Source organism: Paenibacillus sp. HW567, from assembly GCF_000374185.1.
Classification (GTDB): domain Bacteria; phylum Bacillota; class Bacilli; order Paenibacillales; family Paenibacillaceae; genus Paenibacillus_AQ.
Genome location: NZ_KB910518.1, coordinates 592,947 through 609,228, shown reverse-complemented (window position 1 = coordinate 609,228; position 16,282 = coordinate 592,947). Strand labels below are relative to the sequence as shown.

The following is a 16,282-nucleotide window of genomic DNA, read 5'->3' as shown; positions in this document are numbered from 1 at the left end:
ATTTCTACTGGAAGTCCTGTTTCCGCAAGTGAACGGACTCCAGCGCCTTTACGGGCGGACATGTACCCCAAATATACCTGCCGAAGAGGCAATAAGGGCTTTACAGTGCTTTACAGTCCGTTAAGAATCAGGAGGATGAATACGATGCCCCCCTCTCCCAACCACAAAAGCTCCGTCCTAAGTAAGCCACAAATTTAGAACGGATGCTCTGTACTAACTGTCCGGGCGGGAGACAGCCTAAGCCAAAAAGGACAAATCCACTGCAGCAAGCGCACTGGATTCGTCCCTTAGCTTCACAATATTTTAGAATTACCTTCCTACAGCAGACCCACCATCCGCAAGCCCTCAAGGATTCCATTCTCACTGACATGCTTGGTGACGTAACGGGCGACAGCCTTCACCTCATCCTCCGCATTGCCCATCGCGATACCATGCCCTGCAAGGCTGAGCATCTCCAGATCATTCAGACCATCGCCAAAAGCATAGATTTCTTCCATCCGGGCTCCGAGACGTTTGATCATTTGCTCTATGCCGGCTGCCTTGGAGCCGCTATCCGGCAGCACATCCATACACAGCGGATTCCAGCGGATAAAGTTGAACTCCGGGAACCTCTCTTCATACACAATCTGACTCTCCTGCGGACAAAATAACATCGCCTGATAGATGTCATTCTGAAGATAGTATCCGGCATCATACATCGGGAACGCCATCTTTAGCGAACCGATGCTCGTCTTGATGTACTCATGGTCTGGGACATTTACGCTCATGCCCACAGCATCAACATACGCTACAGGATGATCCTGTTTCTCAGCGAACAAGGTCATTTCCTGCAGAGAAGCCCTGGCCAGAGGATTGCGGTAAATCACTTCGCCTTCAAAAATAACATACTGTCCGTTGAGCGACACATAAGAATGAATGTCCAGCTCTTCGCGCAAATCCTCGAACATATACGGCGCTCTTCCGGTAGCAATAGCCACATTGTGGCCCCGTCTCTTAAGCTCCGCAATGGCTTCCTTTGTGGATGCGGGAACCCGCTTCTCCTCATCATAAATCGTTCCGTCAATATCAAAAAAGATCGTTTTTTTCGTCATCGCTTCTCCATTCTCCCCGCACTCGCTGCTTTTCTGTCTTGTTAAAATTGTAGTGGCTTGCTGCGCGCGATGCAAGAAGTCTTTGCACAAAAAAGCAAGCGGTGGTTGTCCTTCCTATAAGAAAGACAGCCGCGGCTTGCTATCATCGCCCTAACCTCTCAACCCTAAACCACATTACGCCCCCGCTGCCGCTCCTCCATCAGCCACTGCACCAGCATATATTCCGGCACCGTGCCTTTGCAGGCCTCCGCATATTCACGTACCCGCTCCAGCAGACGCTCTGCAGTATCCATGCTGACCGCAAGACCCCATTGATTCAGCGCATGGATCACGCCGCCAGTACCGGAATGCTTGCCCAGCACGAACCGTTGGCTGCGGCCCACCTCCGCAGGATCGAAGGTCTGGTACGTCGCTCTCTCCTTCATCAGCCCGTCCACGTGAATGCCTGACTCATGCGTGAACGCCAGGTGTCCCACAATCGGCTTCGCATCGCCAATATTGCGGCCGGATGCGGCAATGACCTTATCCGCCAGACCTTTGAGAAGATCCGGCCTCACACTGCACTCGCCGCCGTACAGATGCTTCCAGGCCATGACGACTTCCTCCATCGCTGCGTTCCCGGTGCGTTCACCGATTCCCGCTACTGTAGTGCTGGCCCAAGCCGCACCAGCAGCAATGCCGCTAAGCGTATTGGCGCAGGCCAGACCAAAATCGTTGTGGCAATGCACCTCCAGCTCGACGTCTTCAGGGACGGCACCTAGCAATGTGCTTACGCGCTCCGCGATTTGGCCGGGATGGTGGGCCGATACCGTATCCGCATAGCGGAATCTGCGAATACCTTCGTTGTACAGCAAATTCACCAGCCTGACCAGATAATTCATATCGGCTCTGGACGAATCCTCCATTCCCACCGACACCGTCATGCCCAGGCGCAGGCCATATTCGGCAGCACCAAGCAGCTTCTTCAGTCCCTCGGCAGGTGTGAGTCCCAGCTTACCCTGAAGCTGAATCTCCGAGACGGGAATAGACACATGGCTCCAGTTCACTCCCGTGGCCCGCGCCTTGTCGATATCCCCCGTAACTGAGCGGTTCCAGGTCATCAGCTTCATCGGGAGGTTGAGCCCGGCAATCGCCGTTATGTCCTCCTGCTCCCGCTTCCCCATAGCCGGAATTCCTACCTCGGCCTGCTCTACTCCGCTCTCCGACAACAGCCTTGCGATTTCCAGCTTTTCCGCCCTCTTGAAGGATACTCCCGCCGCCTGCTCCCCATCCCGCAGTGTCGTGTCGCAAAGCTTAAGACGTTTCACAGCTTACCTCCTTCTCCGCAGCAAGCGCAATTCGGATTACGGGAAATATGGACGCTGTAACAGGCGAAGTCGAGTGAGCTGAAGCGATGCATTACGCCCGCATAAGTTGTCCCTACCCCTGTAATCCATTTTACGGCCTCCAGTGCAGCCAGACAACCTGCGATCCCGGAGGTAGCTCCCAGAACCGGGAATCCGAATGGCTCCCACTGCGGCTGCACATCCGGGTACAGACATTCAAGACAGGGCGTGACGCCAGGAAGGACTGTGGTAAGCGAGATTTCAAATCCATACATAGCGGCTTCCACCATAGGTGTTCCGGTATCTACACACAGGCGGTTCAGAGCATATCTTTCCGGAAAATCGTATCTGGCGTCAATCACTATATCAGCATCCCGCACCCAGGGCTTGGCAAGATCATATTCAATTCTGGCATTATAGCCTTCGATTTCAACAAAAGGGTTCAGCCGCTTCAGGTGGGCAATCGCCGTACTCATCCGTTCCATCCCCAGATGGTCACTGTCCATCAGGATTTGCCGGTTGAGGTCGGGAGGAACAATAACCCCTTCATGGGCCAAAATCAGCTTGCCGACGCCCGCCGCAGCCAGATACAGCGCAGCCGTTCCTCCAAGTCCGCCGATTCCGGCCACCATGACCGTCGCTTCCTTCAGCGCCTTCTGCCCGTCTTCCCCCAGCAGCTTAAGCTGCCGGGTATACCGCTCCAGCTCCAAACCTCCGGCAAGCTGCTCCATTCCCGATTCCCCCTGTAACTGATGATGAACTTGCGGCCTGCTAGCCTTCCAGACTCAGCAGTCCGTGGAAGGCCGTCATTTCATTATATTTTTGCAGAAAAGCAAGGCCCTCCTCCACACATTCCACTCCATAGCGGATAGCCTTCTCCTCAGAGGTGAACGGGAACGGGAAGCCGGCCCGCAGACTCTTCAGCACCAGAACGACACGCCCGCTGTAGAGCAGCCCCCGGCCAAAGCCCTCCATATTTATCTCGGCAGTGCTTTGGACCATAATTCCGCTTTTCTCCTCCATGACTCCTGCAATGGCTTGAAAAATCACAGGAACCTGCTGGCGCACCTTCGGGGATACCGCACAGTTGAAATCGGATTGATTCCTATCTCCGGAGGAAGCCAGGAACAGCTTCGCGATCTTCTCCTGCGGGGACAGTGCAGCATACCGGCCAAAGAAATCGCCAGTGTCCAAAAGATGGCATAAACGGCGGACAAAAGCATCCGCCGTATCCTTATCCAGCTCTTTACCCGCCTTGCGGCGGCGGTTCCTCACCGTCTCACCAGCCTCTACAGCTTCAACCTGAAGCGCCGCCGTCTCATTAGCCATCGGTTCCATCCGCTTCCTCTCCTTCCCCTTTGCCTTCCTCTTCCGCCCGCAGCACCTTGGCCAGCCACATCGGCGGCTTGCCCTGCAGCAGTTCAACCAGGCGTTTCACCTGCTCATCAATGGGACTGCCGAAGGCTACTTTGACAGGCATAATCTTGCGCCGGGTTACCCTCGCAGCCGCTGAAGCCCCAATCTGCATAATGAAGATCAGTATACAGTCACTCACCGCTTCCAGTCGGCTGTCAATTTTCCCGGCCTCATCCTGGTTCAGATGTGCCGGCAGCTTGCGCAGCTCGATCAGCTCGCCGCCATTTTTGGTCACATTATAAACCGCAAACATTGAGCTTTGCCCGAAGTGGGCATTTACGCGGCTGCCGTCATCTGTGGCGAATGCTACTTTCACGGTGCCTAGCCTCCCTCTGCATCAACAAATTCCCTGCCTTATTGCTCCACTCCATAGCCCCCCTATAGCCTACAGAGACAGACATATACGCTCCCAGCTCACTCCAGACCGGGAAGCCTGCCGCCATAAATGCCGCGTCAATCCGCTGTGCTCCGGCAATGCCGTGGGAATTGCTGATCCACAGCTCAGCACCATTGCCGAGCACCTCGGCATCATCCAGATCCCCGATCCATACTTCGCGCTCCATCCCGGCAATAAGCGGTGTTTCATAGGAGGCAATCAATGCCTTCTGCTCCACCCCCAGCTCTTCAAGCCAGCCGGAGACGGAATACAGATGATCCGGCTCAAGCGCAGCCACCACAGACATGCCGGCAAATTGGAAATGGGCATCCAGCATGCTATCGAGCAGATTCTCGCGCTGCCAGCAGTAACGAAGCGGAACCGGCTCGCCGCTGATCTGATGCAGGAAATGCAGCAGCTCATCGGAAGCTTTAAGCCCCATCATACTCTCAAGAACCTTATACGGTGTGCCAAGCGCATTATGCAGCCGTCTCGCCGGACGCTCCATGCTGCCGCCGATGGCAATCGTCAGCCCCGACTGCAGACTCTGCAGCATGGAATCCAGCGGCACGCCGCCCCGGGTCAGCGGAGAGAATCCGGTCAGCAAATGCCCTGACAAGGAAGTCGAAATATCCGGCAGGGCAATAACCTCGAACCCGAAGCTTGAAATGATCTCCTTCAGCTCCATGACATCCGCCGGTGTCAGAAAAGATCCGGGGAGCAGCGTAATCTGCCGGGTATTCACACTTCTCGGACCCCGGTGTCCCACCTGCTGGATCATTTCATCAATGATGGCCTCCACCGCAGTGCTGAAGCCCGATTCCAGCGACCCGCGAAAGTCCGGCAGCACTACGGAAAAAGCAAGCCCTCCACGCATATTCCGCTCCCGCTTATACGACTTGAGCATAGTCTGATAGTCCACTCCGGCCACATCGGTCAGCTCTGTTCCGATTATCCCGATAATATCGGGGTGGTGCTTGCTCAGCACCAGATTCAGCGCCTCCTCCAGGTTACGGTTGGCATCAAAGATAACGTCCATTTCCTGCAGCGCGGAGGTCTGCACGGCGATAGGCTCACGGAAATGCCGGGTCAGCAGGGCCTTGGGAAAAGCGGAGCACCCCTGCGCCCCATGCATCAGCGGCATGGCACGGTAGCAGCCCTGCAGCGCCAGCACGGCGCCGAGCGACTGGCCGATCTTGATCGGGTTGACGGATGCCGGTTTCTTCCTTCTGTTAACGGTCATATGGCGGAGCCCCCTTATCCCAAGGCGCAGGGCTTGCTGCCAGCTTCCAGATCGGATTGGCCAGCGAATAGGTCAGCTCCTTGGCCAGCCGCAGCAGTCCTTCATAACCGGCATAAGCCTTGTGCCGCTCCTGATTGATGTCGATGAAGGGAACCTGCTCCTTCATCGCCACATACATATTGCGCCCCCCGGCGATCATAATATCCGCCTTGCGCTCCCGCACCGTCTTGAGAATCCGGCTCGCACCGCCCTCGGGAATATATTCGGTATCGTCGCTTACCCGGTCAGCGATCCGCCGCACATCATCCTCCGTGCTCTTATTCGTGCCGACGCCTACGACTTGAACACCCAGCTCCTTGAGCGCGGAAATGACCGACCAGCTTTTGACGCCGCCGGTATACAGAACCGCCTTCTTCCCCTTCAGCAGCTTGCGGTAGGGGCGCAGATCCTGGCTAAGCCGGGCTTCTTCACGTTCCGTCAGGCGGTCTACCCGGCGCTCCATCTCCCGGTCATTCATCAGGTAAGCCATTTGCCGCAGCGAATAAGTCGTCTCCTTGGCGCCGTAGAACGAGCCTTCGAAATACGGAATGCCGTAGCGGGACTCCATTTCCCTGGCGAGCCCCAGCAATGCGCGGCTGCAGACCACCATGTTCACCTTGGCGCGGTGCGCCCAGGTGATCTCTTTATATCTCGCATCGCCTGTAATGCGGGAGGTCACCGAAATCCCCGCACTTTTCATCAGCTTCTCGATATCCCACATCTCGCCGGCAATATTGTATTCGCCTATAAGATTTACCCCCGGAGGCAGCTCGGACTCCGGCTCCCCTGTCCCAATGACATACTGCAGCAGCGCATCACCGGCGAGGCGGTTGCCAAGATTCTTGCTGCCGACAAAACCCGGACTGTTAACCGGGATGACCGGAATTCCCAGCCGCTCTCCCGCCTCCTTGCAGACCGCATCCATATCCTCGCCAATCAGCGCGGTTACACAGGTTGAATATACAAATATTGCCGGAGGCGCAAAGCGCCCGGCAATATAGTCAATGCTCTCCTTCAGCTTTTTCTCTCCGCCAAAAATAATATCAGAATCGTTAAGATCCGTAGCGAAGCCATATTGAGACAGAGAGGGGCCGCTTGACAAGGCGCCTCTGCTCTCCCAACTGTTCCCGGCGCAAGCAATCGGACCATGAACAAGATGTGCAGCGTCCATAATCGGCAGCAGCGTGATTTGAGCTCCGTCGAAGGAGCAGCCTCCCGCTGCTTCACCCGGTTTGGGCCGTGGACAGGGCTTTTCTTTCGGAGGCAGGCTCCCGCAAGCCTCAGCATCAAATTCGTCTTTTCGAACAGGGTCCATCGGCGCTTCATCTCCTTCGCTAGGTTGCATTGAAGATTAGAATTCTCCCGCGTATGCCCTTACCGTACCAAGTCGTAGTTGAACTCGGAGTTGTTGCGGTCAAGCTCATCCAGTACGGTATTGACAAATAAGCTCAGCAAATTCAGAGCTCCTTGATACCCGAGAATCGGATAACGGTGCATATGATGACGGTCAAAGATCGGGAACCCCACACGGATCAGCGGCACATCGGCATCCTTGGCGGCGAATTTCAGATGTGAGCTGCCGATGGCCAGGTCCACCGGATCATTCAGCAGCAGGGAACGCATATGCCACAGGTCGTTTCCGATATAAAGGCTTGCTTCCGAGCCATATGGGCTGGATGCCAGAAGCGCTTCTGCTTCCACCTTGAACTTCACTTCGTTGAAATCAACATCTCCATTGGAGCAGACGATATGCACCGGCTCGATACCGACCTCAAGGCAGAATCCGATAAGTCCGATCAACAGGTCAGGATCGCCTACGAGGGCAACACGCTTGCCGTGAAGATAAGGGTGGCTGTCCGTCAAGGCATCCACCACGCGGCCGCGTTCTTCGATAAGCGAAGCCGGAATCGGCAGACCTGTCAGTTCGCTGATCGCTTCCAGCAGCTTATCCGTGCCGGTAACCCCCAGCGGCGTTGACAATGCAGTAAGCTGCTGGCTCCAGGTTCCGCTGATGAATTCCTGGGTTTTCTTGAGCGTGTATTTCTGCAGCGACAGTGTCCCCAGCGCATTGGCCGCGAGTGGCACATCAGCAAGCTTCGTGCCGCCGTAGTAATATTCATACTCACCGGTAGCCGGAGAATCATAGTTCCCGCTGTGATCGCCCAGTATTGTATATTTGGTATCAAATGCAGCGAGAATTTTGCGAATTTCGGCAAAGTTGCCGGTGTAAGGCTCAAAGCCAAGCATAATATTCAGCTTCTCACCCGATCCAGCACCGCTGCCAGGGTTAGCCTGAGCCCCGGAGCGTTCATAGAGATAACTCAGGATGCCTTTTAGCATCGAATCATAACCGGTGATATGCGAGCCTACAAAGCTCGGCGTATTGCAGAATGCCACAGGAAATTCTTCAGTAATCGCACCTTTGATGCGGGCATTGCCGATAAAGGAGGACAAGTCATCACCGATGACTTCAGCCATACAAGTCGTACAGAGGGCAATCATCTCGGGCTTGTAGAGAGCGATGCTATTTTCCAGTCCGTCGATCAGATTGTTCATGCCGCCGAATACCGCAGCATCCTCGGTCATCGAAGAGGAGACCGCCGGCGTAGGCTCCTTGAAGTGGCGGCTGAGATGACTGCGGAAATAAGAGTTGCAGCCCTGCGAGCCGTGAACGAACGGCAATGTGTTTTCGAATCCCAGTGCAGCCATTACCGACCCAAGCGGCTGGCAGGCTTTATGCGGATTGATGACCACAGCTTTGCGGTCAAAGTTCTTTTGCATATACTCTGCGGATTTGGAGTAAGATAGGGCCTCCGCTGTATCCTGTTCGCTGCATGGCGCTTCGAATTGCATCTTGTTTTGCCGCTGCTGAACGTAGCGTTCCTCTGAGAACAATCGGTTGTAGTCCGGGATATCCAGTCTGTCCTTGCTCATACGCCCGCCCCCTCCTTGTGCGCCTTCTCCTTCTTGCTGATCAGATTCCAGACCGGACTGTTCACCGTCATATCCATATCCTTGGCAAAAACCTTGAAGCCGTCAAAGCCATGATACGGTCCGCTGTAATCCCAGGAATGCATCTGGCGGAACGGAACACCCATCTTGTGATATACATACTTCTCTTTGACCCCTGAGCCTACCAGATCGACATTCAATTTCTGTGCCAGCTCCTCCAGCTCATACGCAGTCGGATCGTCCATAATGATTGTGCCTTCCTTCATCATCGGAAAGGTCTTCTCATAGTCGTCCTTATGGGCAAATTCATAGCCGGAAGCCACGATATCCATGCCCAAATCCTCATAAGCGCCGATGGTATGGCGGGAACGCAGACCGCCGATCATCAAGAGCACCTTTTTACTTTCCAAGCGGGGTCTATATTTATTGATAATGGCATCCATTGATGGTTTATGCCTCGCGATCATCTTCTCGCAGTTCTCCTGAATCGTGTCATCGAACCGGGCTGCGATAGCCCGCAGGCTCTCGTAGGTCTTGGACGGCCCGAAGAAGTTATATTCCATCCACGGAATGTCATAGGCTTTCTCCATATGTTCAACCATGTAGTTCATCGAGCGGTGGCAGTGAATCAGATTCAGCTTCGCCTTATGGGCGATTTCCAGCTCATTCAGGGTACCGTCACCAGACCACTGGGCAATTACACGCAGCCCCATTTCTTCGAGCAGAATACGGGAAGCCCAGGCATCGCCGCCGATATTATAGTCGCCGATAATATTGACATCGTAAGGACCGGTTTCGGCCAGTTCAGCTTTACCAAGAACAAAATCACGAATGGCATCATTGGCAATGTGGTGACCCAGCGACTGGCTGACCCCACGAAAGCCTTCGCAGCGTACCGGAACAATCGGCATTTCCAGCTCCTTGGCCATTTTTTTGGATACCGCTTCAATATCATCGCCGATCAGACCGACCGGACATTCGGATTGTACGGAAATCCCTTTGGCAAGCGGGAACATCTCCGTGATTTCACGCATGATGACTTCCAGCTTCTTGTCACCGCCAAATACGATATCCGTTTCCTGAAAATCACTTGTAATCTGCATAGCCGTAAAATTGTCGATCCCAAGCGTCCCGTTCGCATAGTTGCGGCGTGTGCCCCAACTGTATTGTCCGCAGCCGATAGGGCCGTGGCTGATATGCACCATATCCTTAATCGGGCCCCATACCACCCCTTTAGAGCCTGCATAGGAGCATCCGCGCGGTGTCATTACACCGGGACGGGATTTAATATTGGACTTCAGGGCGCAGGTTCCGCAGGATTGAGCTTCTTCAGTATTGATCTGAAAATGCTTTTCACGGTCCTTTTTTGCCTTTTTGGGGTAGGCTTCCAGAACTTCTTCTACCAATTTCTTATTCTCTTCAATATTCAGTCCCATGTGTTGACCCTCCTTTTCGTGATAATCCGAATCCGATGAAGGCCGTATCTCCACTCCCGTTCACCGGATGCCTGATTCATTCCCGGTTGCTGCCCTTTATTGGCCGGAAGCCTGGAGCTTCTTGAGCGCGGCTTCTTCATCTTCGATGATACCGAATTCCATCAGCAGCTCTTCCAGCTCTTCCATGGAGATTGGCGTAGGGATAGTCAGCATTTTATTGTTGAGGATTTTCTCGGCAAGAATCTCATATTCTTTGGCTTGTTGATGGGCTGGGTTGTATTGGGCAACGGTCATTCTGCGGAGTTCAGCATGCTGCACGATGTTATCGCGGGGGACAAAATGGATCATTTGGGTATTCAGACGGCGGGCAAGCTCCATGATCAGCTCATCTTCACGGTCAGTATTCCGGCTGTTGCAGATCAGGCCGCCCAGTCTCACACCGCCGCTTGTCGCATATTTCAGAATACCGCGGGCGATGTTGTTGGCAGCGTACATCGCCATCATTTCACCGGAACAGACGATGTAAATCTCTTGCGCCTTGCCTTCACGAATCGGCATTGCGAAACCGCCGCATACAACGTCACCCAGTACGTCATAGGATACAAAATCCAGATCCTGATAAGCGCCCTCCTGCTCCAGGAAGTTGATGGCAGTGATGATCCCGCGTCCTGCGCAGCCTACGCCCGGTTCAGGCCCGCCGCACTCTACATTGATAATGTCGCCAAAGCCCGTCTGCAGCACGTCTTCAAGCTCCAGGTCCTCTACAGATCCAAGCTCAGCGGCCAGTTCGAGAACGGAGTTCTGCGCTTTGGTGTTCAGAATCAGGCGGGTGGAGTCTGCCTTAGGGTCGCAGCCGACAATCATAATTCTTTGCTTGAACTTTGTTGCGAGCTGGGCCAGAGTATTCTGGGAGGTTGTGGATTTACCGATACCGCCTTTACCGTAAAAAGCTATTTGTCTCATGATTCATCATCCCTTCGAAATGTTTGTATTTTCAAAATAAGAATTGTATTTCACACTTTCCAGAATAGCTTCCTGTATCCCGCCCTTGCGGACTAGAGGCAACACTCCGGCTTTGTTCAGGCTGGCACGCGGGCCGTCTCCGATACCGGAGCAGAGAAGAATGCGGCAATCGCTTAGAATCGTTATGATTTCTTGCAGCGTAGCGGCCTTGTCGCCGTTACAGTCTGCCTTGCCATGACAATAAGCCTGTATCTTGCGGACACCGAGCAACTTCACATCCGCTCCGTCAGTATCGTATACCAGGAATTCCGTGGCATGCCCGAAATGCTGATTGACCTTGTCGCCGCCTCTGGTGGCTACTGCGACTCTGACCTTGGGAGCATCTTGCTGCAATGGGCTCGCCTGCTTCGCTTGAACCCGCTCGCGGATCTTCGCGTCCAGTTCGCCCTGGAGCAACGCTCTTGCTTCTTTGTTGACTACCGGATCGGCTTCCATCGCTTCAAGCGGGAAATCCTGATTGCGGTCCTGGCCCAGCAGCCCGATAGCATCCGCCCGGCATTGCCGGCAGTGGCGCATCACCTTCATGCCGTCACGGCCGAGAAGCTCCTGCAGGTTGTGCAGCTCCTTCGGACGGGGCGCCTTGCGGCCATCCCGCTCATACTGGCTGCCGGGTGCGATAATAAGCGGTGTTACATTGTGCAGTGTGGCCCCTAGCTCTTTTACTCTTTTGGACACTGCGGGAAGATGTCCGTCGTTGACCCCTGGAATCATAATGGAATTGACCTTGACCAGAATCCCCAGCTTCGCCAGCATCTCAAGGCCCAGCAGTTGGCGGTTGATCAGCAGCTCTGCCGCCTCTCTTCCTTCAACCCGCACACCCTCGTCGAATACCCAAGGATAAATGTGCTCACCGACCTCCGGATCAATGGCATTGATCGTGATGGTAACATGGCGGATGCCAAGCTCCACAATCTCATCCACATGCCGGTAAAGCGTCAACCCGTTGGTGCTGAGGCAAAGGGAGACATCCGGCACATGCTTTTTGACCCGGGCAAAAGTGTCGAACGTCACCTCCGGATTGGCCAGCGGATCGCCGGGACCGGCTACGCCAACCACCGAGAGCTGCATCAACTGGGCGGCTACCCCTTTCACCTTGCGTTCCGCCTGCTCCGGGGTGAGCACCTCACTGACTACACCAGGCCTGCTCTCATTCACGCAGTCAAACTTGCGGTTGCAGTAATTGCACTGGATGTTGCAGGCGGGAGCAACCGGAATATGCATCCTGGCAAAGAACCGATGGGCTTCCTCGCTGTAGCACGGATGGCGGCTGATCTCCTCTTCTGCTTCACTTGATACACACGGCGACGGCTGCATCATTTCCCACCTCCTAAAAGTTTTACGAGCGTTACATCCTTGACTTGGCTTCGAGTAAAACTCACTTCGTAAGCATTCACTTAAGTTTTGTGAGCCTCAGCTTCACTGAATTCACTTCGAACAAAACTGACTTCGGAAGCACTCGCTTACCCTCTAATAGACTTTCTCTTCGCGGCACAAGCAGGTGTATGTTATGTTTTATTACACCGAATCGCTTGACCGCTTTAATTAGTTACATCATATTTTCATTCCTATACAGCGTCAATCGAGTTTAGGCTTAAAAAACCCTATATTTCCTTATGTTTGCAGTTTCGACATAACAAATGTTATATTATCTAACTTATATGTATCATGTTTCCGTTTCCATTTCAGCTTTTTTTATTGATATTTATTCTCACAGGCATTGACAACGACTCTTAAGTCATATATGATACTTTTAAGTCAACAACACAAATGATCAAATTTAATATATCCCGTAAAGGGGAGTAGCTGTTAGATAAAATCGTCAATACGAGAACGTGAGGATGTTCTCCGGTTTTATCGGCAATGAACCATTGTTAGCGAGACCTTTACCAATCAGGTTAGTCCTTCATTCCGAAGGCTGATCTGCTTGGTAAAGGTCTTTTTTATATATATTTGGTTAAAATAATGGTAGTGTAGGTATTTTTTGATGATATTTACATCCAAATGAGGAGGAAGCAGCAATGGATTGGGGATTATTATTAGAATACGGATGGGTCTTGCTCGTTCTCGTCGCACTGGAAGGGTTGCTCGCCGCAGATAACGCACTGGTACTGGCAATCATGGTCAAACATCTTCCTGATGAGGAACGTAAGAAGGCATTGTTCTATGGTTTGGCAGGGGCATTCGTGTTCCGCTTTGGTTCACTGTTTATCATCTCTTATCTGGTGGACATCTGGCAGGTACAAGCTATTGGTGCCATTTATCTGTTGTTCATCGCGGGTAATCATATTTTCCGAAAATTATTGTTCAAGAAACCGGAGGCTGAAGCGGCGGTCGAAGGTGCTTCTGAAGAAGGGACAGCCAAGAAAAAATCCAGCTTCTGGTTCACCGTGCTGAAGGTTGAGGTGGCCGACATCGCATTTGCCGTCGACTCTATCCTCGCAGCCGTTGCGCTGGCCGTTGCGCTTCCGCCAAGCGGAATAAGTAAAATCGGGGGTCTTGATGGGGGACAATTCCTTGTCATTTTTGCCGGCGGGTTCATCGGACTTGTCATTATGCGGTTTGCGGCATCCTTCTTCGTTAAGCTGCTGCACTCCCGTCCGGGCCTTGAAGTGGCAGCCTTCTTCATCGTTGGCTGGGTAGGTGTCAAGCTGGCGGTCATCACTCTGGCTCACCCTTCGCTGGGTGTGCTGTCCGAGGATTTCGCTCATAGCACCTGGTGGAAGGCCACCTTCTATATTGTGCTGGTAATCATTGCAGCCGTAGGCTGGTTCATGAGCACCGAGAAAACTGAAGAGAACGAGGGTCATGCCCCTGTTCGTGAAGCAGATAAACAGCTCGGGAAATAACCCGTGAATGAAAAACAAAAGCCTGCTCCCCGCCTGAAGGCAGGAAGCAGGCTTGCTGCGTCTACTTGATCGTCGGCAGCGCTGCTTGCAACGCGCACTGCCGCTATTCTGGCACAAGCTATTGCTGACTGATGCTCTGGTCCGTTTTGCCCTGTAGCTCTACCAGCTTCATAATAACAGTGGCAGCATCGGCTTTGGTTATCTTTTGCTGCGGATTAAATTTACCGCCGTCTCCCTGCAGCAGCCCCAGCTTCAAGACCAGCGCCACTGCGCCTTTGTCTTTAATGTCGGCGCTGTCGCTGAAGCTGCTCACGGCAGTGTCATTTTGCAGGAACGCAGAGAGCTTATTGTATTTCAGGAAGGAAGCCAGCAGCACGGCGAGCTGTTCGCGGCTGAGGGAATTGTCCGGCTGTAGCATAGTATCTTTGCTGATCCAGCCGCGGCTTAGGGCATAGCTGACCGACGGATAGTATTTACTGTCCGAACTTACACCAGCCACCGCCTTTCGCTCAATTCCGGTAGAATAACTGGTATAGTACGGCGTGGATGCTTTGGCAATCAAGCTGAACCATTCTCCAACCGTTATTTCCTGATCCGGCTTGAGCTTCCCGTCGGCGTCAGGAACAAGCACACCATACTTGACGAGTTCAGTTAACTGCTTCTCTGCAGGATGGCCTTTCAGATCAACCGCGGCAGGGGCAATCGTGGCAGCGTATGGATACACTTGAACCCATTTGCCCGTCATGGCATCCAGTACCTCATACTGATCCTTATCGTTAACCGGCGACGGATTATAGACTAACTTCACTTTGGGTTCTACGTACAGAATATTGCTATATCCGCCGGTGCGGTTATATTGCAGCTTCAGGGTATATTTGTCCTTGTAGCTCTTCAGCGCGTCGCTCCCCGATATGGCAGGGGTTGGCTGCTCCTTCAGCGTTTCGACTCCCGCGTTAACCAGAGCTGAATAGTTCTGGAGTCTGCCGTAAGTATCCATTACCAATGTTATAGCTCCGTCGCTTATTGGAATCCCCTTATAATAGCGTACAAATTCATAGCGGAACCCTTTTCCATCCGGAAGAACACTCCATGCTTCATCATGCCCGGCCAGCTTAAGCTCGCTGCTCGCCTGATCGTACAGACGGTTGATTAGAGCAAGAGCCTGCTTCTTAGCTTCCGCCTGAGTCAGCTTCTTGCCGCCGGCAGGAGCTGGCTGCGGTTTGGCATCGGCGCTGCCGGTAAACTGCTCTAACTGAAACACATTGATTTGTCCGGTTGCCGCATCTACCTCAGCAGAGGAACTGGAAGGAAATCCCGCTATGCTCCCTTTCCGTTCCGCCTCCCAGGTCAATCTCCATACCTTCTGCTTCTGGTTCGGATAGCTGGCCCCCAGCATTTGGCTGGACAGCTTGCGATCTGCCGGAATGAATGCTACCTGCTGAACAAGCTTTGCAGCTTCCTCTGCAGTAAGCTCCTTGCCTGTGCTGACCGGCTGGAACCGTTCTTTGGTCTGCGGTACCGTCTCATCCCTTGCTGAGAGAGCAGCAACTTCAGCCCCATCGTTATCTATACTTTTCCCGCTCTGGGCATCAATTGGATACAGGCCCTGCTCCTGGGGACGCCAGCCCAGAATCCACCGCTCCACCTGGTTGTCTTTGTAGACGGGAATGTAGTACAGCCCCACAGACAAGCCGTCCGTAAATTTCTTCTGCGCCGCTTCCAAAGAAACAGCAGGCTTAGCGGAAGGATACGCAAGTCCTGAGGACGGTTTGTTGAATTGAACGAAGTTTCCATTGCCGTCGATAGTGATCATTAGGGCATCCGATGTAGGCAAACCGTTCTTCAGAGTCTTGAAGGAGAAGCTGTATTGAACCGTTCCGAACAGCGCTCCACTGGCCAGATTAAGTGCATCATCGTCCTGAAGCTGAAGGTCTTCTTTACCCAGGGATGGCGCAGCGGCGGCAATAAAGAGCCGGGCCCGCTCCAGCGCTTCAGCACGTGTAATTTTGGGCGGATAATATGCTGTTTCTTGCGTTAAAGGAAACGAAAGGTACGTATTGACCAAGTCCCCGCTAACCGCATCAACCATGCTGGAGAAACCGTAGCTGGTGTTGCCAAGCTCATATCCCCAGTTAATGTTCCAAATCATTTGATTGGTGCTCGGAGGATACGTGTTGTCTCCACCCAGCCGCACACTCGATACGGTTGCATTCTTCAGCACAGGAAACAGCTCTCTGAGTTTTTCTACGGCCTGATCCTGCGTAATTTTGGCTTTGGATGCGTCCGGCGTTGCAGCGGCTTGTCCGGGAGCCTCCTTAACCGCAGTCGCTGCAGTGGAAGTAACGCTTGAATCCGCTGCGGCTAATCCGCCAGGCAGAAGCAGCGCGAGCGCGACTGTAGTGGTAAGCAAAGCTTTGGTGGTCTGATGTACGATATGAGTACTGTTTTTGGGACTATTTTTGCGATCCAACACATTCATCCTCCTCAATTTTTACCATATATTCTCTCTAAGTATAGAGATATATGCTTATTTTT

13 protein-coding genes are annotated in these 16,282 nt (G+C 53.2%); 1 reads left to right on the top strand and 12 read right to left on the bottom strand.

The features are described from left to right. Window positions 1-317 precede the first annotated feature (317 nt). The 11 genes from B212_RS0102970 to nifB all read right to left on the bottom strand — a co-directional run bounded on the left by B212_RS0102970 (window position 318) and on the right by nifB (window position 12,218). Window positions 318-1,091, bottom strand: a complete 774-nt coding sequence (locus tag B212_RS0102970; protein WP_019908863.1) for a Cof-type HAD-IIB family hydrolase — start codon at window positions 1,089-1,091, stop codon at window positions 318-320. A gap of 164 nt (window positions 1,092-1,255) precedes the next feature. Then, window positions 1,256-2,398 (bottom strand): homocitrate synthase/isopropylmalate synthase family protein, encoded by a 1,143-nt coding sequence (locus tag B212_RS0102965; RefSeq protein WP_019908862.1) that lies wholly within the window; start codon window positions 2,396-2,398, stop codon window positions 1,256-1,258. Next, window positions 2,395-3,147, bottom strand: a complete 753-nt coding sequence (locus B212_RS0102960; RefSeq protein WP_019908860.1) for a HesA/MoeB/ThiF family protein — start codon at window positions 3,145-3,147, stop codon at window positions 2,395-2,397. Before B212_RS0102960 ends, B212_RS0102965 begins: the two co-directional genes overlap by 4 nt. Window positions 3,148-3,187: 40 nt before the next feature. Continuing rightward, a complete protein-coding gene (locus tag B212_RS0102955) occupies window positions 3,188-3,754 on the bottom strand; it encodes a DUF269 domain-containing protein (protein WP_019908859.1) in 567 nt (188 codons plus the stop codon). After that, window positions 3,738-4,148 (bottom strand): nitrogen fixation protein NifX, encoded by a 411-nt coding sequence (gene nifX / locus B212_RS0102950; protein ID WP_019908858.1) that lies wholly within the window; start codon window positions 4,146-4,148, stop codon window positions 3,738-3,740. The genes B212_RS0102955 and nifX overlap by 17 nt, the downstream gene beginning before the upstream one ends. Then, entirely contained in the window at window positions 4,123-5,451 is a 1,329-nt protein-coding gene (gene nifN / locus B212_RS0102945; protein ID WP_019908857.1) for a nitrogenase iron-molybdenum cofactor biosynthesis protein NifN, read from the bottom strand. Before nifN ends, nifX begins: the two co-directional genes overlap by 26 nt. Beyond that, window positions 5,441-6,835, bottom strand: a complete 1,395-nt coding sequence (nifE, locus tag B212_RS0102940; protein WP_028530579.1) for a nitrogenase iron-molybdenum cofactor biosynthesis protein NifE — start codon at window positions 6,833-6,835, stop codon at window positions 5,441-5,443. The genes nifN and nifE overlap by 11 nt, the downstream gene beginning before the upstream one ends. 29 nt (window positions 6,836-6,864) lie before the next feature. After that, the gene (gene nifK, locus B212_RS0102935; RefSeq protein ID WP_019908854.1) at window positions 6,865-8,424 is read right to left on the bottom strand and encodes a nitrogenase molybdenum-iron protein subunit beta; all 1,560 of its coding nucleotides are present in this window, start codon (window positions 8,422-8,424) and stop codon (window positions 6,865-6,867) included. Further along, a complete protein-coding gene (nifD, locus tag B212_RS0102930; RefSeq protein WP_019908853.1) occupies window positions 8,421-9,878 on the bottom strand; it encodes a nitrogenase molybdenum-iron protein alpha chain in 1,458 nt (485 codons plus the stop codon). Before nifD ends, nifK begins: the two co-directional genes overlap by 4 nt. A 96-nt stretch (window positions 9,879-9,974) precedes the next feature. Further along, a complete protein-coding gene (gene nifH / locus B212_RS0102925; protein ID WP_019908852.1) occupies window positions 9,975-10,841 on the bottom strand; it encodes a nitrogenase iron protein in 867 nt (288 codons plus the stop codon). A 6-nt stretch (window positions 10,842-10,847) separates the two neighbouring features. Next, complete coding sequence (nifB, locus tag B212_RS0102920) at window positions 10,848-12,218, bottom strand: nitrogenase cofactor biosynthesis protein NifB (protein ID WP_019908851.1); 1,371 nt, start codon at window positions 12,216-12,218, stop codon at window positions 10,848-10,850. Between the two features lie 701 nt (window positions 12,219-12,919). Here nifB and B212_RS0102915 point away from each other — a divergent pair. Next, window positions 12,920-13,747: a TerC family protein gene (locus B212_RS0102915; RefSeq protein ID WP_019908850.1), complete on the top strand. Its 828-nt coding sequence runs from the start codon at window positions 12,920-12,922 to the stop codon at window positions 13,745-13,747. 118 nt (window positions 13,748-13,865) lie between these two features. Here B212_RS0102915 and B212_RS0102910 read toward each other — a convergent pair whose 3' ends face one another. Then, on the bottom strand, window positions 13,866-16,217 hold the full coding sequence (locus B212_RS0102910) for an S-layer homology domain-containing protein (protein WP_019908849.1): 2,352 nt from the start codon (window positions 16,215-16,217) through the stop codon (window positions 13,866-13,868). Window positions 16,218-16,282 lie beyond the last annotated feature (65 nt).